At 49.0% G+C, this 18,488-nt stretch carries 12 protein-coding genes and 1 pseudogene; 3 read left to right on the forward strand and 10 right to left on the reverse strand.

Going from position 1 to position 18,488, the window contains the following annotated elements; all coding sequences use genetic code 11:
• Nucleotides 1–119 precede the first annotated feature (119 nt).
• The gene (locus ACM1PF_RS10910) at nt 120–785 is read left to right on the forward strand and encodes a response regulator transcription factor (RefSeq protein WP_416674487.1); all 666 of its coding nucleotides are present in this window, start codon (nt 120–122) and stop codon (nt 783–785) included.
• Nucleotides 786–879: 94 nt separating this feature from the next.
• On the opposite strand, the gene map is transcribed toward ACM1PF_RS10910, so the two are convergent.
• On the reverse strand, nt 880–1,704 hold the full coding sequence (gene map / locus ACM1PF_RS10915) for a type I methionyl aminopeptidase (protein ID WP_416674488.1): 825 nt from the start codon (nt 1,702–1,704) through the stop codon (nt 880–882).
• A gap of 936 nt (nt 1,705–2,640) precedes the next feature.
• On the opposite strand from map, the gene ACM1PF_RS10920 reads away from it, so the two are divergent.
• Nucleotides 2,641–3,042, forward strand: coding sequence for a hypothetical protein (locus ACM1PF_RS10920; protein ID WP_416674489.1), 402 nt, complete (start codon nt 2,641–2,643; stop codon nt 3,040–3,042).
• 120 nt (nt 3,043–3,162) lie between these two features.
• On the opposite strand, the gene ACM1PF_RS10925 is transcribed toward ACM1PF_RS10920, so the two are convergent.
• Nucleotides 3,163–3,597: a DUF2188 domain-containing protein gene (locus tag ACM1PF_RS10925; protein WP_416674490.1), complete on the reverse strand. Its 435-nt coding sequence runs from the start codon at nt 3,595–3,597 to the stop codon at nt 3,163–3,165.
• A gap of 228 nt (nt 3,598–3,825) precedes the next feature.
• Between ACM1PF_RS10925 and ACM1PF_RS10930 the strand changes: the two genes are divergently transcribed.
• Entirely contained in the window at nt 3,826–4,410 is a 585-nt protein-coding gene (locus ACM1PF_RS10930; protein WP_416674491.1) for a Uma2 family endonuclease, read from the forward strand.
• Between the two features lie 11 nt (nt 4,411–4,421).
• On the opposite strand, the gene ACM1PF_RS10935 is transcribed toward ACM1PF_RS10930, so the two are convergent.
• The 8 genes and pseudogenes from ACM1PF_RS10935 to ACM1PF_RS10970 form a co-directional block, all read right to left on the reverse strand.
• Entirely contained in the window at nt 4,422–6,701 is a 2,280-nt protein-coding gene (locus ACM1PF_RS10935; protein ID WP_416674492.1) for an amino acid permease, read from the reverse strand.
• 71 nt (nt 6,702–6,772) lie between these two features.
• A complete protein-coding gene (locus ACM1PF_RS10940; protein WP_416674493.1) occupies nt 6,773–8,314 on the reverse strand; it encodes an Nramp family divalent metal transporter in 1,542 nt (513 codons plus the stop codon).
• Between the two features lie 893 nt (nt 8,315–9,207).
• Nucleotides 9,208–11,883 carry a condensation domain-containing protein gene (locus ACM1PF_RS10945; protein WP_416674494.1) on the reverse strand — a complete coding sequence of 892 codons (2,676 nt, stop codon included), beginning with the start codon at nt 11,881–11,883 and terminating at the stop codon, nt 9,208–9,210.
• Nucleotides 11,884–12,170: 287 nt separating this feature from the next.
• The gene (nadE, locus tag ACM1PF_RS10950; RefSeq protein WP_416674495.1) at nt 12,171–13,166 is read right to left on the reverse strand and encodes an NAD(+) synthase; all 996 of its coding nucleotides are present in this window, start codon (nt 13,164–13,166) and stop codon (nt 12,171–12,173) included.
• A 120-nt stretch (nt 13,167–13,286) separates the two neighbouring features.
• Nucleotides 13,287–15,272, reverse strand: coding sequence for an asparagine synthase (glutamine-hydrolyzing) (gene asnB, locus ACM1PF_RS10955; RefSeq protein WP_416674496.1), 1,986 nt, complete (start codon nt 15,270–15,272; stop codon nt 13,287–13,289).
• Between the two features lie 30 nt (nt 15,273–15,302).
• Nucleotides 15,303–16,820 (reverse strand): class I adenylate-forming enzyme family protein, encoded by a 1,518-nt coding sequence (locus ACM1PF_RS10960; protein ID WP_416674497.1) that lies wholly within the window; start codon nt 16,818–16,820, stop codon nt 15,303–15,305.
• A 38-nt stretch (nt 16,821–16,858) separates the two neighbouring features.
• A complete protein-coding gene (locus ACM1PF_RS10965) occupies nt 16,859–17,128 on the reverse strand; it encodes a phosphopantetheine-binding protein (RefSeq protein WP_416674498.1) in 270 nt (89 codons plus the stop codon).
• 213 nt (nt 17,129–17,341) lie between these two features.
• Nucleotides 17,342–18,324: pseudogene (locus tag ACM1PF_RS10970) on the reverse strand (glycosyltransferase family 2 protein).
• Between the last annotated feature and the right edge of the window lie 164 nt (nt 18,325–18,488).

The following is an 18,488-nucleotide window of genomic DNA, read 5'->3' on the forward strand; positions in this document are numbered from 1 at the left end:
AGTCCGCGAGTTTTTCACTTTTTAGGTGTAACAGTGGAGTAGTTCCTGCCCGGAAATTGCTCTCAGGCTTGCTAGGGAGAGGTCTCAGGGGAAATGTTTAGGATTCAGGTAAGACTCGGATGAAAAGGATTTTGATTGTTGATGACGATATCACGTTAAAAACTGCTTTAATCCGCTATCTCCAGAAGCGAGGCTATTCTGTCCAGGATGCTGCATCAGGAGCGGAAGCTCTGGCAATTTTTGAGCAAAACCCACCAGATGTAGTGGTTTCTGATGTGATGATGCCGGGAATGGATGGGATGGAATTCTGTCGCCGCCTCCGCGCCACTCGATCGGGGCAACTGGTTCCTTTTATCTTTCTATCGGGACGTAAGGAACTGGACACTCGGATTTTAGGCCATCAAATGGGCGCGGATGATTACATCGTTAAACCCTTTGAGCCGAAGGAACTGCTGGCTAAGATTGAAGCTCAGCTAGAACGATCGCGCCGGATCCACTCAGAAATCGTGCGGCTGATGCAGCAGGCTATCGACACAACCCCTCCTCCCTCGCCGGTCACGAGTGATCCTGAACCACTACCATTGACCCCAGCAGAAGAAAAAGTGTTCTGGGAAGTCGTTCAGGGCTACACGAACAAGCAGATTGGCGATCGCCTGTTTGTCAGTCCCCGCACGGTTCAGACTCACCTCAGTAACATCCTCAGCAAGCTCCAGTTGGAAAGCCGCTCACAGTTGATCCGTTATGCCTTTGAAAATGGCTACCATCCACCGACCCGGGAGGAGTAACCTGTTGCCAGGCTGTCTCTTCCGGGTTTCAGTTCGTGAATGGTTCAATCGTGAACGGTTCAAGCAGCAGCCGTTTTCACTTCCCCCATTACCACTACACCCCTGCTCGATCGGTCAGGATTTCATATCCCGCTTCTGTGACTAAAACCGTATGCTCGAACTGGGCAGAAAGGGAGCGATCAACTGTTACCACCGTCCAGCGATCGGCCAGGGTGCGGGTGTGTTTGGAACCTGCATTGAGAATCGGTTCGATCGCCAGGGTCATGCCTGCCTTCAACTTGACATTTGGCATTTCATGGGTTCGTACGTTGAATACTGAGGGTTCTTCGTGGAGATTGCGCCCCACACCATGGCCGGTAAAATCTTCGACCACCTTAAAGCCGTTCGCCTCTGCATAGTCCTGAATGGCTCCAGCGATGTCCATCAAATGATTTCCTGGCTTTACCTGGGCAATGCCCTGATACAGAGTTTCTTCGGCAATCTGGATCAACCTGGCTGCTTCAGGTTTGACTTCTCCTACAGCGATCGTAATGCAAGAATCGCCATGAAATCCCTGGTAATAGGCTCCAGTATCCACCTTCAGGACATCACCCCGCTGGATTACCTTTTTACGGTTGGGAATGCCATGTACCACTTCATCGTTGATACAGGCACAGATGGAAGCCGGAAACCCGTAATATCCCTTGAAACTGGGAGTAGCTCCCATTTCACGAATCCGCTGCTCGGCATAATGATCTAGATCAGCCGTAGTCATGCCAGGTTCGACTCGCTCTGAAATCTCCTGCAGTACGGTTGCCACAATCCGACTCGCCTGCCGCATCGTCTCAATTTCTGACTGAGATTTAATTTCCACCCCCCGCCGCTTGCGTTTGGCGCGTGGGGTCTCAGTTTTGGGAAGCAGGTTTGTCAGGATATTCATGGGAGTAGGGCGGAAACTGTAGAGGTTGCTTTACTTATCTTAGTTCTTGTGCCGGCCCACGGCAGCTTTCTGACGCGATCTAGTTCGCCTTCGCAAGCAGATGAGGCAGATAAGTTTGTCAACTCACCGATCGGGCTGTAACGAGTGTAACGATCTTACTTAACTGGAACTATATCTATTTAAGGACGATGGAATACCTATAAAATGTCTTAATAGATTTAGAACCAGTGCATAAAGCACCTAAGGAACAACGGGTGTGTCCCACTTTTGCATTTGCATGATGGATAGTTCACTGGCAGGCAAGATGCCTGCGCTACGGAAATCGATCAATTTGCATAAACGGGATGCTCCCAGGAACAACTGAGTGCTGTACTTAAGATTCAGTTGGAGTCGCAACTGTAGTCAAAAATTTTGTTGCGATCGCAAAGATTTTTCAATCAACCAGCTAGGAAAAACAAACTTGCAAAACTCGGTTTTCAAGTTTTTGGCTTCAATTTAAAGATTTTAATTTTCAAGTGTGTCAATTAGAGATATGAATGAGAGCAATTTATTCAACCATGAATCCTCAAGGAGATATGTAGAAACGACTACCCATCAAGCTGCTTCAGAACCCGTTGCATTAACCGATACGCATCCATCCACTAACCGGTGGGAAGGCTTCTCTTTAGGCATGATTTTAGTCGTCTGGACTGCCCTTTTCTCAGGAGATTTCTGATTCAGAAAAAACGCTATTCCATCAAGCCGCATGTCTGTCATCAGTCCATCCCCTGTCGTAACTGCCGATTCGCATACCATAACTTTTTCTTGAAATGTGCAGTTCATCCTTCTAAGGCGATGAAGAAAGAGGCGATCGGCTGTTCTGACTATTGGGCAAAAGACAGGGACACGTTCTCTCAATAACTTATTTTCTCAGTAATGAAAACCTAGCCGATCAACATGGACACTATTAACGCCCAAGAACAATTTCAGGAGCAAGGTTCCCTTCAGAGAATGCCGGTAGAAATGGTCGAAATCGGGGAACTTCCGCTCAGGCGAGAGGGAGCGCGACCGGGGGAGCCGTTAGATGAAACAGGTATCTTCAGTGGAATCCTAATTTTCATCTATGCAAGTGTGCTACTGGCCTGGATAGTTTCCGCTTTGGGCGTTAAAAATATTTTGAAAAGTGCCAGAACAAAGCTAACGGCTCCCACCGATTTGGTGCAAATTCCCTGTAAAAGCTGTCGTTACTTTTCCAAGAATTTCTATCTCCAGTGTGCCGTCCGCCCTTCTGATGTTCTGACCTCCCAGGCGATCGGTTGTTCTGATTACTGTTCTCAATCTAAATCATTAGAGAAGTAGTTTCCGTTGCTACTCTTTTTTCTCTACTCAACCATTTGTGAGAAATTTGGATCAAAGCATCCTGATTTCGATCTGATCTCCGTATAAAAGCATCGAGCAGTAACATTTCGGGCAGCAATATCAGGCATAATCGGCTGACTCAACCACCTGATCCTGTTCATCGTGAATATACAGCTCTGTTTTTTGCGCTTTAGCTTTTTCCTGCGCCTTATTGATCACATCTTCCTTTGATGTACCCTGGGCGATGCGTTTTTGATTCTGGGTCGCGTTCCAGCCCTCTCGCTTCGCATCATAAACTACATGGATCGGCTCACCATCTCCCTTTTCCGATTTAGGAGCTACTGCCTGTCCCGTAGAGCCTCCCGTATTTTTCTTGGCAATTTGCTTATTCCGTCGTTTTGCCCATTTCTCTGCCTGAGCCGTCGCAATGGCGATCGATCGTCCCTCTTCATAGCCATCATCTAAGAGGGCATTGGCAATGTCGATCGCCTTTCGCCGCACTTCTGCGGTCAGATTCTTCAGGGAATTTGGGTAGTCATCGTAAGTCCAGGGCATCGTTAGTTATCCAGTCCGGGCAATAAGATAGGCTGTCTCTTTATAAGCTATCAGGATAGAGGAAGCGGATGGTTCCCTCTAAATGGAGAATGTCTATCCGTAGGAAGGCTAATATTTGAGCATTCAGCAGGCAATTTATTGCTGCTTGAGAGAGATACAGCACGATATAGATTTTGGTGAGATAATTAGAGAGTTAACAGAAATCTGAAGGATGGGAGTTAACGCATTGTGATTGCTCAACTTGAAGCGAAAAACTACACCGTTGAAGAATACTTTGAGCTGGAACTGAAATCTGAATCTCGTAACGAATACCGCAGTGGAGAAGTTTTCCCGATGACAGGAGGGACACCAGCCCATAATCGGATTAGTGGAAATCTATATATTGCACTCAGCCTTTCTCTGAGGCGAAAACCATACGAGGCATTTCATGTGGATCAGCGGCTCTGGATTCCAGAGCGGAACCTCTACACTTACCCTGATGTGGTAGTGGTAGAAAAGCCAATACAGCTTCAAACCGGACGAACGGATACGATCGTGAACCCTTGCTTTATTGCCGAAGTCCTATCTAAATCAACGCAAGATTACGATCGAGGTGAAAAGTTTGTCGCATACCGGACGATCGAAAACTTTCAGGAGTATCTCCTCATTGATCAGTACCGAATTCATGTTGAACACTACGTTAAAACGGCGGCGCATCAGTGGCTCCTTTCGGAGTATAACGATCCTGCGGTTACGCTGTCTTTTAATACCTTTGAGTGTCAGGTTCAAATTGCTGATCTCTACGAAAACATTGAATTTGAAGCACCTCAATAAGGAATATAGGTTTATACTCCCCGCAAATGAGCGATCGTTCGTTCTAGCAACAAGAGCGAACGGGGTTCATGTTGTCTGACCAAAAGCACAGAGCAGGGAGCTTTTTCCGCAACCTGATCGGAATTACCGCTAAACAACCAACGTTGCAAAAACCATCGTTTAGAAGCTCCCATAATCACCAGGTCATAGTCCTGTTTAGCTTCGGTGACAATGCCTTTCACCACGGAATCTGCCTGAACCACCTGGACTGAAACGCGATCGCTGGTTTCGGCAAATTCCTGTTCCACCAAGGTTTGAATCCTATTCTCCACTGCATCAATCTTTACTTTCTGGTTCTCCGCAATATGGAGTGCAACAACCTCAGCCTCCGTTCCGCTTTGCAGGTAATGAGCCAGGTGTAATCCCGTTCGTGCATGGGGGCTATCCTCGATCGCCACTAAAATCCGCTGAATGCGATCGAGTTGTCGATTGCGTAATACTGCCACATCACAGGAAGCATTATTGAGTACCGCTCTATCAATCCGGTTTTTCATTCCCTGCTGTGCGTCAGAACCGGGCCAACCTAACAATACCAAGTGGGTTGTCGGTTGGTGTCGAGTGATTTCTACAATTGCCGAAGACACCTCGCGGGCACCCTGGATTTGAGTTTGAATTTCAACGCCTCTACCGTTTGCCGCTTGAATCGATTCTTCCAGGGTGTATTGATGGCGCATGGTCTGGTCTAATCGTTTTTGCCCTTCTGAAAGGGGAAGGTTATAGGGCACCTTGACAATTTTCAGTGCAGTGATTTTTGTCTCCCGTCGTCCCTGCGCCAAAGCAGTTGCCAGATTGATCAACCGTTTACCCGTTTCGGCATCGCCGATCGCCACCAGAATGTCATTAAATTGATTGCCTTGGACGATGTCCACCCGGTTGAGGGTAGAGCGGATGGGATGTTCTCGTCGCAGCCAACCTCGCAATTCTCCAGAAATGGTGGTGCGCTTTCTGGCCCAGAAGTAGTACCAGAGCAAGCTCACAGCAGCAAGTCCCAACCCAGAGAGTTGGGAAAAGCGATCGAGCGTACCAATCACGACGACTGCCGCAATGCCTCCCAGGAGGGGCAACCAGGGATAGAGCGGCACCCGGAACGCGGGCTGATACCACTCAGGGGCAGAGCGCCGCGCCACAATCAGTCCTGCCGTCAGTAACGCATAGGAGATCATGAACAACGCACTAGAAATCTCTGCCAGGGTGGGAGCCTGGTCACTGAGGGCCAGTAAAATGGCCAATCCCCCAGTGAACAAAATCGCGTGGGTAGGAGTCATATGACGGGGATGAATTTCGCCAAACCAGCCTGGTAGAACCCGATCGCGTCCCATCGCAAAATTGATCCGCGAGGAGGCCAGAATCGCCGCATTGGCTGAAGAAGCGGTCGCCAGTAAGGCACCAATGCCAATCACAACGCCGCCAATATTTCCCGCAAACTGCTCGGCTGCTTCGATCAGAGGCGGATCAAAGTCGTTTTCCAGAGCTTCATAGGAGATTACGCCAGTCATGACATACACAACAGCTGCATAAATGATGGTTGCGAACACGACTGAGCCAATAATAGCCCAGGGCAGATTGCGTCCCGGTTTTTTGATTTCCTCTGCCACCGTAGAAACTTTTTCAAAGCCAGTAAAGGAAACAATAATTAAACCGACGGTTCCAAAGGCAGCCCCCCAACCAAAGGGGGCGAAGGGTTCGTGCAGTTCTGGTTCAATATTAAAGAAGCCAAACCCAGCAAAGCTCACCAGAATTACCACCAGGATGGCTACAATGACCGTTTGAGCCATTCCACTCAGCTTTGCCCCCCGATAGTTGAGGAAGATAAACAGAAGTCCTGCGCCGACCTCACTGGTCCAGGTGGGAATGGCAACAAAGTCGGTCACATATTCCGCAAAGCCAATCAGATAAAAGCCAGTGGCAAACATCAATCCTAACCAGTTCGCAGGGCCAACTATCGTAGCAGCGAGCGCACCCAGCGTCCGAGAAATCAAATAATAGCTCCCCCCTTCCTGGGGCATGGCCGTCACCAACTCAGACACGGTCATGGAAATGGGCAGGCAAATTAAGCCCGCGATCGCAAAGGAGACGGCCGCAGCAGGCCCTGCCTCTTGAGCAGCTGTGCCGGATAACACAAAAATTCCGGCTCCCAGCATCGTACCCAAGCCGATCGCCAGGGCATTGAACAGGCCCATTTCCCGGACAAGACCCTGTTGCTGTTGTTCCTGCTGTTCTCGTTGCTGTTGCTGTTGCTGTTGTTGGCTCACAATCGATGCCTGGTTACTATTTCGTTACTGTTTTCGGCGAAAGAGTCTGACTCTTCTGGTTCTGGATCGTTTTAAAGCTCCATGCCAAATAGCTCAATCATGAAGTAGAGAATTGCGACCACCGTAAAAAATATTCCCGATAGCACCATAACTGAGAATGCAAACCAACCCGGTTGTAATGATTTTGGGAGCTTCGTTTTGTTCAAGTACAGCGTTAAACCCACCACAACGGGCGTATGGATAGCAGCGACAATTCCACCTACTTCCAGGATATCTACGGGATCGCGTACCAGAAAAAAGACGATCAAGGGTAAAACCGCTACAGTGACCACTACATACACATCCTTGAGATGCTTGCGATTAGATAACCACCGCTGCCATCCCGATCGCCCACTCGAACGCGGTCGCCTTCTGCCATTGCCGTTTTCACCGTCTCCCTCCTGCAACCGATCGCCTGCCAGAATCAGTGTGGCATCGGCAAACATGCGGGGCCAGCCGTCCTGGTTGGCGATAATGGTTCCACCCAGGGCGATCGAAACGCTAATAATCAGTAGCCAATACCCAAACTCTCCCCAAACCTCCGAGAGTAATCGGGTCAAATCCTCCGCTACGGCAATTCCTTCGGGAATAATTCCTTCTGGACGCAACAGTTCTGCCCCCAGCACCAAAAAGGCAACAATCACTAAGCCACCTCCGATGACCCCGATCGCCGCAGTGGTACTCATCACCTGCATCCATTGCTTCAGGCGATCCCGAAGTCGCTGCTGAAAATCTTCATCGTCGTCGTAGTTGGAGGAGTGACCATTGTGCGATGAGGTATGATTTTGCGATCCATTGTTTGACAATCCACTGTTTGATGATCCACTGTTTGACGATCCACTGTCTGACGCTTCTCCCTCCGACGGTTCTCCCACAGCTCCACCAAATTCTCGGGCAGCCACCCAGTAGGAAAACCACATAATGCCCGCCGCACCAGCCAGGATAAAGCCGAGCCAGGGCAACAGAAACTCAATATCAAAATCTGCGCCAATTCCCGGAACCAGCCCCGTTGCAAATTCTCCTGGATCAGGAAAAACCTGAAGGGCGGCAACTAAAACCGCAACAATCAGAACTCCTGCCATGACGGAAGTAGCTTGCTCGACTTTGCTGTACTGCCCCGATATCACCAGAGCAGCCGACAGGACAATCAGCGCGACCGCATAGATGGCTTGATTCCCCGGAAAACCCAGCATCAGCGTACTGCCCGCCAGGGCTGCAACTCCGGCGATCGTCACCACAGCAGCAATCAGTTGCGGCAGGAAAATGAGCCAGATCGCCCAGTTTTTGGGCCCTGGTAAATCCCGATAGCCCTCCAAGATCGTCTTACCCGACACAACGGTATAGCGACCCACCTCCCGGATCATCATCCACATAAAAAAGATGACGATAAACAATGCCCAGAGGTATTCATAGCCGTAGCGTGACCCGACCCTCGGCGTAAACAAAACCGATCCAGAACCCACGGAGGAGATCATCCACATCAAGCCAGGGCCATACCACTTCAGTTGGTTCCAGCGTTTGGGTGGTTTTGGCGTGCTAGAGCGAATTTCTTTGCGCTCTTGGGTTTCAATCATGTTTGAGTTTCTCCTAATGGGTTTTCAGCGATTAATCAGCGTATGAATGGGCTGCCAGCACGTTTGTTGGAATAAAACCAGGGGCGATCGCATCTCAGAATCAGCCAGGATTGAAGCTGGGTTCAAAGAAGTCAGTAGACTCAAATCTTGCAGCTTTACCAATTCCCTGCCCTCGAATAATTCGGGGCTAATTGCTGAAGTCCGTTTAAACAGACTAAAACCCTTAATAGAGGATGCTTTCAACCCATTTCAATGGGTTTGAGCCATTAGCCCGCAATTTATTGCAGGGTGGGTGGGATAACCCGGTGCAAGATCTGAGTAGACCTGGTTGACCGACGAAAGCTTTTCAATCAATCCAGCAATCTCGTGAATCGCCCCCGCTACCCGGTTCCATCTGGAAATGTCTTCCAGGGTTCCTCACTGGATCGCAATTGCACCCCAAACCGCCAAACAGGACTTTCTGCTGGCGTGGCGAGAGCAATGCTGCCCCAAATTTTAAAGAGTCTTGACCCACTTTTCCTCACACTATAGGTTAGTCAGCAGAGCCGTCTGGAGCTATTCGGCTGGAATCCCTGCCTACAGTGCGATCGAGCAACCTCTGCGGATGGGTATGGGGCAGGCTTCAAGTTATCTTTAATACAAATGGGTTTGAAGTGGAACCCGTTAGCTGGTGTTCAATCAAAGGGACAGGACAACCGCAACTATGAGGAGTCCTGGATTGACTAGCGTTTTACAAGGGAGCATCCCGTTTGTGCAAAGCGTCTTTACCCGCCTATAAATATGACTAAGGGATCTACAATCAAATAGATCCCAATTTTTGAAAAAATCGGCTGTAAGGGCACACAGCAGTGCGCCCGTAACGGGTATGTTATTTTGCCGCATCCCCCTAAACACTAGGAACACATTTTCGTATCCTCAAAGCCAGAGATTTCTCGCAAGTAGTGTTGGTTTTTTCTAGTAGATTCACAGGGAGCATTACAGGTTGCATCAATGTGAGCTTGCAGAATATCAGCCATTATTTGAACATGGGGTTTTTGGAGAATTCCCAAATGATCTCCTGGAACATCAAAGACCTGCAAATCTTCAATGAATTGCCCCCACCCCAGGTCGTGATTTAGATCGATTTCAAAGGGATCCCGTTCCATTGCCCGAAACAACAGGACTTTACCCGAATAGGGCTGAGGAGAATACGCTTGAAGGGCACGAGCACGAACATCCTGGCGAATGTCGTTTAGAGTGGTTTGCTGCAAATTAGAGTGAACAGACGAATTTAATTTTTGGTAGACCTGGAAAAAGCGAACAGAGACTGATTGCCGCAATTTCTGCATCCTTTGCTGGGCCGCCTTCAAAATATAGGGTAGGCCTTGTTTAAGTAACAGTTGCCCATGTAATTTTAATCGGTTTGCTAAGGTGAGATGGGAAAGAGTAGCAGGCATCATGGAATCAAGTAAAGCCACCAAAGCAACTGCTTCTCCTGCATCTTGCAACTGCTGAGCGATTTCCAGCGCAACTGTACCCCCGAACGATTCGCCTGCTAAATAGTAGGGCCCATGAGGCTGAAGCTTACGAATTGCTTGTAAATACCGATTAGCAATGCTGGAAACGCTGGACAAAACAGAGCTTTGCTGAGCCGCATTATTCGATTTGAGGATATCAACTTCCTCCTGAATATACACCCCATAGACGGGCTGATCGGGATCGAGTTGCTCGACTAATTCTCGATAAAGCCAGATACCATAAATACAGAATAGAGGAGGTTTAGTACCACTGCTCCGTAAAGGGACTAAATCTTCTACCGTTTCCTCGGCATGAGTATGAAGTAGATTAGCAATGCCCTCCACCGTTTGAGATTGTAGTAAGGCTGAAATGGGAAGTTTTTTGTTCAGGCGTTCTTCAATCTGAACCCACATTTTTACAGCCGATAAAGACTGTCCACCTAATTCAAAGAAGTTGTCATGAATGCCGATCGGGCTCACTCCTAAAACTTCTTCCCAAATTTGAGCTAACTGCTGCTCTAGCTCATTCCGTGGAGACACATAAGCAGGTCTTCCCACAGTATCGTTTTTCTGTTCAGAATAGTGGATGGAATCGGTCGAATTTCTGAATTTTGGTAATTCTGCAAGGCGTTGCTCTGGATGATTAATCAACTGCTTTAACAGTTGTTCAAAATGTTGTAATAAATCGGCAATGGTTTGGGAGTTGAATAGAGCGGTCTTGTATTGCAGTGCTCCCTCCAACTGCCCCGACTGCTCCTGCATCGACAAACTGATCTCAAAGTCTGCGATCGCCCGAATGACAAACTCAGAGCGCACCTGCAACTCACCCAATTCCAGCGATGGGTTCGGGGTGTTTTGCAACACAAACATCGCTCGGGTCAACGGCACTCTCGCCAGGTTGGCTAACTCCGCCACCCGCTGCAACGGCAGATCCTGGTACTCATAGGCTTGCAAACTCACCTGGCTCACCTGCTGCAACACCTCGCGAACGCTCATCTGACTCGACAAGAGCGTCCGCAGTACCAGCAGATTGTTGAAGTACCCGATCATCCCCTTCGTCTCAGCCCGATGTCGTCCAGCAACAGGGGTACAAACCAGCAAGTCTCTCTGCTGACTGTAGCAATGGAGCAGCAGGTTAAACGCCGAAAACAGCGTCACAAACAATGACACGCCCGCCTGATAGCTCAAAGCCTTCAACCCCTGGCTCACTTCAGGCGAAAGGACAAAGGACTGACACGCCCCCTCATAGCTCGTCATTCCACTCCGAGGGTGGTCAATGGGCAACTCCACTGCTGCCACTGCCCCGCTCAACTGCTGCTGCCAGTAGTCCAACCGCAGGGACAAGTTTTCATCCTTGAGCCACTCGCGTTCGGTGTGGGCAAAGTCAGCATACTGCACAGGCAGTTCCAGTAAAGGGGAGGCTGCTCCTGCTGCCAGTGCTCCGTAGAGCAGACCTAACTCGCGCAGGAAGACGGTGTGAGACCAGCCATCAAAGATGATGTGGTGGATGGTGCGAATCAGGACATGTTCCGTGGGACTCAGTTGCAGCAGTTGAAACCGCCAGAGGGGGCAGTGGGAGAGGTCGAAGGGTTGGTCGGCTTGAGCCAGGGACAGTTGCTGGAGCGCCAGACGTTGCTGCTCAGGAGGAAGAGGTTGGAGGTCGATGATGGGCAGGTTCAGGGCAACTGTAGGTTCAATCGACTGTACGACTTGACCATCGAGTCCGTCTGGGGTTGCAAAGCGAGTGCGAAGAATTTCGTGTCTCTGGATGATGGTCTGCAAGCTCTCCTGGAGTGCGGCATGATTGAGGGTTCCAGAGAGATGGAAGGTGTGGAGGAGGTTTTGGACAGAGCGAGCGGGATGCAGTTGCTCCAGGTTCCAGAGGCGTTGTTGGTTGTGGGAGAGTGGGAGGGGTTGGTCTCGCGGAACCGCCTGGATGGGTGGGCTATGTCGTCGGAGTTTGCTATTGGTACGTGCCGTGCGCCAGAATCCAAGTTCTGTTGGAGGTTCTGGTGTTCTTGCCTGTCTTTGTGCGAAAGATTTTTGAGGTTCTATGGGTGAAGCGGATTGCATTTTTGTATTTTGAATTAAAGCGGGTTAAGTTTTCAGGCGTTCATGCAACAAAATGAATCAAAATAAACCTAAATGCACCCTAATAATGCACCGTAATTTAGTCTCAGGTTTAAAACTGAAGCGATGTAAGTTCTATACCGTTTTGTTGCATAGCAAATCTTGACTTTAAGCTGGGAGGCATGAAGCAGCGGCTCTGGTAAAACTGGGGGGAAACGTCGTACCAGAGCGCGATCGAAATGACTGTTCGCAAAACTGCTTCTTGCAAATGATAGCGAGACTAAATTGACCTAGGTTGAATGGAAGGTAATAGTTGGCATTCTCAGATAGGTCGTGGTTCGCTGCTTACGGATAATGTCGTTCACGACCCGTTCAACCTGCTCAACCGTTAAACCCAACCCCTCAGCAATTTCCTGATTGGGAATGCCCTGGTCATGTCCCAGCCAAATCGTATCCAGGATATCAAAGGGCAAGCGGAAGAAAAATTCCTCCTGAGTGCTTCCCCCCGGATAGGTATCGGAAGTGGGAGGACGCTTTTGAATTTCTTCGGGTACATCTAGATAGCGAGCGAGTTGATAAACTTGAGTTTTAAACAAATGCCCGATCGGGCTAACATCAATCCCGCCATCCCCATGTTTGACGAAGAAGCCGAGCAGATGTTCATTCTTATTGGGTGTGCCAATGACCGCGTAGTTCCGTAGCTCTGCATGATAGTAGAGCATGGACATTCGCGCTCGCTGCTTTAAGTTAGATGCAGCAACGATTTGAGAATATTCGCGGGGTGGTAAACGTTTGGTGAATTCCTGTCCGTTTGGATCAGTGACGGTCAGGTAAAACACATTTAACATTTCCTGCTCTAACAAGTTCCCCGGCAGGGTAATTTTCGCGCCCCAGCCAGAACCAAAATCAGGAAAGAGCTTTTGGATCGCCTCGTTGCGCCGCTGATAGCAGCCAAAGCCTTCCAGTGCGCCCGAAATATCTTCAGTCAGTGTTTGTACGCCGTAATGGTTAGCGAGCATGTGAGCCAGCGTCGCGCTATCAGGACTGGATTCTCCTTCTGGGAGCAGTAGAGCCGTCACCCTTTCTGCCCCAAAGGCGCGAACACATAGAGCCAGCACCACTGAGGAATCAATCCCACCGCTAATGCCCAAGACTGCGCCTCGACGGTTTAATTGGTGAAGTACACTATCCTGTAAGCCCTTAACCAGGCGATCGACTTCAGCTTCAACATTCAAGTCAAGGGAATGCCGACCAAATTTAAGCGGAGTTTTTGTGGTTTGCGTCATTGTTTCTGTGAATTGTATTGTTTATGGATTGTATTGTTTGTGAACTGTACCGTCTGCGAATTATGGCACTATCGTTTTGTGATTCCAGTCGTGGCTTATTTGAGAGTAGAAATTAATTCATCAAGCTGCTACTTCAGAATTCACGCTGCCGTTTACGACTTTGACCCGATCGCTGTCCGTTAAGTGAGATTGACGCGATGAGAATTCTCGCACAAATAAGTGATGAACCAATTGAGCCGAGATGACTCCAGCGATCGCCATATCGTCTACCTCACTCAGTTGGGCACCACTCTGGGCTTTGCGAACCAGTTGGGCAACCGCCAGGGGATTAAACAGGGCAGAATCTTGAAGGGCTGAGTCAGACAGTAAATCAGCAACATAGCTGGGCGAATCTGCATTAAAGAAACTGCGGTGAATGGGAGCACGATAGGGACGCTTACGCCGTTGCCAAATATCAGGAGGTAGCAGTTTACTGGCAAGCTGACGCAGTAACCATTTCTCGTTCAGCCCCCGCAATTTCATCTGAGTAGGCAGACGGTTGCAGAATTCCACAACCCGGTAGTCGAGGAAGGGGAATCGTCCTTCTACTGAATTAGCCATTGCGACCCGATCGCTCTGGGAGGAGAGCAAATAGGGGGATAAGAAAGTAACAATCTCTAGATATTGTGCTTGTCCTAAGGCTGACCAGCTTTCAAACTGTTGAGGTAGAGGCACGAGATCGCTGATCCGCCGCTCTAGAGAGGATTCAGGTTGGTGAAGCAGGAGTCGTTGTAAACGTCCTGTATTTGACCAGCGTAACAGATGGGAATAGAAAGGTGAATCAGTATTAGATAGATTTTTCTTAAAGAATGCCGTCAGGAATGTTTCACTGGAACCACCCAAACGAGCAATCTCTGGATACAACTTCCGCAGCAACAATGGACGAATTTGAGAATCCGGTTGCTTAGCCCAGAAGCGTCGAATCACCATCTCTTTAAAGATATCGTACCCGCCCAGGAACTCATCGGCTCCTTCTCCAGTAATCACCACCTTTAAATCGTGATCATGCACCAGCTTGGAGAGCAAGTACATAGGAGCCGGAGCCGTTCGCAGGGTTGGAATTTCTGTATGCCAGATCACTTCAGGAAACACTTGACCGATCTCAGGTTGGGTACAATAAACCACCTGGTGATCAGTTCCCAGAATACCCGCCATGCGCCGTTGAAATTCGCTTTCATCAAAATCGGGATCCGAAAAGGCGATCGAAAAAGTATCCAGAGGATTTTGCGTGTATTTGCGAATCAGGGCAGTGGTGGTGGACGAATCCAAGCCGCCGCTCAAATAGGCCCCAACTGGTACATCAGCCCGTAAGCGAATCAATGTGGCATCAATCAGCAATTGCTCGAACTCATCCAGATAATCCTGCGGGGTACGGTTGGAAGATTCGACGGTGAAATCTAGCTCCCAATAAGGATTTAGCTTCAGGTTTCCTTCTCGGATGAGCAAGTAATGCGCTGGAGGCAGACTATAGACCTCTTTGAAAATGGTGTGGGGAACTAACGCACTCCAAAAGGTAAATACCTGGGCCAGGGCATCACGATCGATTTCCGCTATGACATTGGGATGGGCCAGCAGGGTTTTGATTTCCGAACCGAAAATCAGTTGACCGTTGCGCACGGTGTAGAACAAGGGACGTACCCCCATTCGATCGCGGGCTAGAAACAAACTGCGCTGGCGAGTATCCCAAATGGCGATCGCAAATTGACCGTTTAAATACTTCAGGCAATCTGGCCCGTATTCCTCATACAAGTGGAGGATGACTTCTGTATCGCAATCGGTCTTAAAGCGATGTCCTTTGGCTTCTAAGTCTGGACGCAGTTCAATGTAGTTAAAAATCTCGCCGTTGAATACAATCCATAACGTGCCATCTTCATTGCAGATGGGTTGCTGTCCGCCGCCCAAATCAATGATGCTGAGACGGGCGTTGCCCAAGTTTGCCCATTCATCACAATAAATGCCAAACTCATCGGGGCCACGATGACGGATCATACTCAACATCTGTCGCAGGATTCCTTCCGGAACGGGCTGCGGCTCCCGTAAATTCAAAACGCCAACTATACCACACATATACTCTCCTCAATAGGATCCGATCGGGCATTATTTCAAATCGGTTTTTTTGATTTTTCCGGTGGAAGTTTTCGGGAGTTCACTACAAAACTCAACGTATTTGGGAACCATGAAATCTTCCAAATGGGTGCGGCAATACAGCAACACCTCCGACTCTGTGAGATCTGGATGGTCTGTGACGACAAAGGCTTTGACCGCCTGACCGAATACCGGATCCGCCACACCAATCACAGCGGCTTCCTTGACCCCATTCAGTCCATAGAGCGCATTCTCCACTTCCTTGGGAGCCACCTTTTCTCCCCGGCTCTTGATCATGTCATCTTGACGTGCCACAAAGTAGAAGTAGCCGTCTTCATCCATACGGAACAGATCCCCCGTATAGCAAAGGCGATCGCCTATTGTATTCAGGCGGAACCGAAGGGCTGTACGGACTGGATCTTGCCAGTACCCCCGCATTACATGCCGCCCTCGCACTACCAGTTCACCAACTGCACCCGGCGGCAGCCGATTGCCCGACTCATCCTCGACCCAGGCTTCTGTGCCTGGAATAGGTAACCCCACGGAGCCCGGACGATGCTCCAGTTGATCTGGAGGTAAATACAGGGTTCGCTTGGTTTCCGTCAAGCCATACATGGAGAACAGCGTGACGGTGGGAAACTTAGCGCGGAGTTCTGCAATGTGAGAGGGAGGCAGAGCCGCAGCAGTATTGGTGATATAGCGCAGGCTGGACAGGTCATAGGGACTTAAATCGAGCTGCAAGAGCACTGTAAAAATGGTGGGAACGGCTGGAAAGCCAGTCACCTTTTCCTCCGTTATCCGTTTCAAAATGGCAGCAGGGAAGGTAAATCCCTTTTCCAAGACTAAGGTGCCACCAAATTTGAAGACCATGAGCAATTGATATAGCCCATAGTCGAACGATAACGGCAGTACCCCCAGGACAATGTCAGATTCAACATTGCCCAGATATTCCGTAATGGAGTTTGCCGCAAACACAACGTTGCTATGATCGGACATCACTCCTTTCGGATCGCCCGTACTGCCAGAGGTATAAATTAAGCAGGCCAAGTCCAGATCAATATTGACTTTGGAGGGACGCTGCTCTGAATAGTCCGCCTGAATTGCGTCATAGCCCAGATAATTAAACGAATTAACCTCGCCCGGTGAGGTGAGGATGACCGTTTTCAGCGAAAGTACGATCGGCAAAAGTTGCTCAACGAGCCGTGCCTGCCGCCCGAGGGTGATCAGTACGCGGGCCTGACAATTGTTCAGGATATAAGCACACTTGTCGAGCTTGGTTGTGTGATTAATGGGTACAAATACAGCTCCCGCTTTCAAAGCGGCAAAAATCCCGATCGCCAACTCTAAGCTATTTGGCAAGAAAAAGGCCACCCGATCGCCCCGCTGTACCCCTTCTGCCCTCAGGGCATTGGCGAGTCGATTGGCCTGGGCTTCCACCTGAGCATAGGAGAGGCGTTGACCATCACTAACCAGCGCAATTTTATCTGGAAGGCGATCGGCACTGCGCTCCAGAAATTCATGAACTAACATGGCAAGACTCCTTAATTTGAGTCGTAAAATTTAAGTCGTTAGGCTGCGATCGCTTGTTTGGCTTTGACGAAATCAGCCAATTTGCTCACAGAATCAAAATTTTCTGGAATGATTTCATGATCTTCAACTTGAATTCCCAAGTTTTCTTCTAAGAACAGCACAAGTTCCATCACATTCATGGAATCAATCACACCATTCTCCAGAAGTGAAGCATCATCTGAATAGGGATAAGTTTTACTAAACAGAATACTTTCAGTAATGTATTGGCGAATTGCAGTTTCGATAGCTTGAGCTTGAGATGCTTGCATGATAAAATCCTCCAAAAATCAAGTAAAAGATTAGGGAATCAGTAGAAGTGAACGCTTCTAGATCCCTGTACCATCCGCTACACACCGAACGGTGCAGGGATCTAGAAACAAATGCTGATGAATACTGTACAAATACTGTATGAATACCGTATGACTGCTATCAGTTGACTAAGCGGATTTAGAAAACCAATATTCTCGAATGGATACAACCTTTCAATTTGCAGCTCGAAATAGGACACTATTCCGCACAAAATCGGTAAAGATTTGTGGGGGTTGAGATTGCGGTTTGCGTTGAATGGTGCGTCGAATTTGCCACACTACGAAGCCAGATAACCAGGCAGATCGGCCAACATGGCATAGAGCCAACCGTGATTTTTAACGAAATATCGTCGTCTCGAATCAAACACATACTGGGGCAATCGTTTAGGAGCACCATGATTGCCGGTGACTCCGGTACTTTGTCCAGAAATATGCATGATGCGGCTCTGGGGCACATACCAGCAGGGCCAACCGGCACGTTTCGCTTGCAGACAAAAATCTGTCTCTTCGTAATAGAGGAAGTAGCCCTCATCCATTAAACCGATCGCCTCGAACACCTGGCGACGAATCATCATGCATGCCCCCGGAACCCAGTCAATTTCCTGGGGAACTGATCCCATTGTTTGAGCAATGCTCCAGCGGGACAACAGCTTGGAAACAAAGCCCAATCGTAACCCTAAGTCCAGTTCACTTAGAATGGATGGAAACCGAAAGGCGATCGACCATAGGCTGCCATCCGGTTGCTCAATCCCACTGCCTGCAATACCGATCTGAGGCTGTTGCTCCATATAGTCCAGTAAGGTTTTCAGGGCTCCGGGGCGTACCTGCGTATCTGGATTGAGCAACAGGACGTAATCAGGCGGAGTTGCGGCATCCAGGGCAGGTCGAATGGCCAGATTATTTCCATAGGCGTATCCGCCGTTATGTTCTGAGGGAATCAGAGTGGCCCAACTGGCCCAACCTTCCGATGCGATCGCAGCCTGTAGTTTGGCAACGGAACCATCCTGGGAATCATTGTCCACGATTTTAACCTGAAGGGCGGGTACGGACTGCACTTCTTGCACCAGCGATCGCAAACAGTCAATGACTAAATCTGCTGTTCGATAGTTCACAATGACGACCAGCAACATTGGGAGAGGTGAGGGAAGGCTAGACATAAGCTATTTCTTAATGTGTAATTCTGATGGGCAGCTTGATTATTGGGTACCAAATAAGAAGAGTGAGTATTCTTCAAACCATCAAATTTTGGAGATTGAGTTAAGGTGATGAAACACAATACTCCTAGAACCGTTGGGTTTCATCCACCCAACCTCCATCGGTC

The sequence above is a fragment of the Egbenema bharatensis FJBBOT/2019 genome, assembly GCF_048077055.1.
GTDB classification, from domain to species: Bacteria; Cyanobacteriota; Cyanobacteriia; order Elainellales; family Elainellaceae; genus Egbenema; species Egbenema bharatensis.

What these genes read in the sequence shown, in the direction of transcription:
- ACM1PF_RS10920 (WP_416674489.1), top strand. Translation starts at nt 2,641, where the DNA reads ATGGACACTATTAACGCCCAAGAACAATTTCAGGAGCAAGGTTCCCTT.
- ACM1PF_RS10910 (WP_416674487.1), top strand. Translation starts at nt 120, where the DNA reads ATGAAAAGGATTTTGATTGTTGATGACGATATCACGTTAAAAACTGCT.
- ACM1PF_RS10940 (WP_416674493.1), bottom strand. Translation starts at nt 8,314, where the DNA reads ATGATTGAAACCCAAGAGCGCAAAGAAATTCGCTCTAGCACGCCAAAA.
- map (WP_416674488.1), bottom strand. Translation starts at nt 1,704, where the DNA reads ATGAATATCCTGACAAACCTGCTTCCCAAAACTGAGACCCCACGCGCC.
- asnB (WP_416674496.1), bottom strand. Translation starts at nt 15,272, where the DNA reads ATGTGTGGTATAGTTGGCGTTTTGAATTTACGGGAGCCGCAGCCCGTT.
- ACM1PF_RS10925 (WP_416674490.1), bottom strand. Translation starts at nt 3,597, where the DNA reads ATGCCCTGGACTTACGATGACTACCCAAATTCCCTGAAGAATCTGACC.
- nadE (WP_416674495.1), bottom strand. Translation starts at nt 13,166, where the DNA reads ATGACGCAAACCACAAAAACTCCGCTTAAATTTGGTCGGCATTCCCTT.
- ACM1PF_RS10945 (WP_416674494.1), bottom strand. Translation starts at nt 11,883, where the DNA reads ATGCAATCCGCTTCACCCATAGAACCTCAAAAATCTTTCGCACAAAGA.
- ACM1PF_RS10960 (WP_416674497.1), bottom strand. Translation starts at nt 16,820, where the DNA reads ATGTTAGTTCATGAATTTCTGGAGCGCAGTGCCGATCGCCTTCCAGAT.
- ACM1PF_RS10965 (WP_416674498.1), bottom strand. Translation starts at nt 17,128, where the DNA reads ATGCAAGCATCTCAAGCTCAAGCTATCGAAACTGCAATTCGCCAATAC.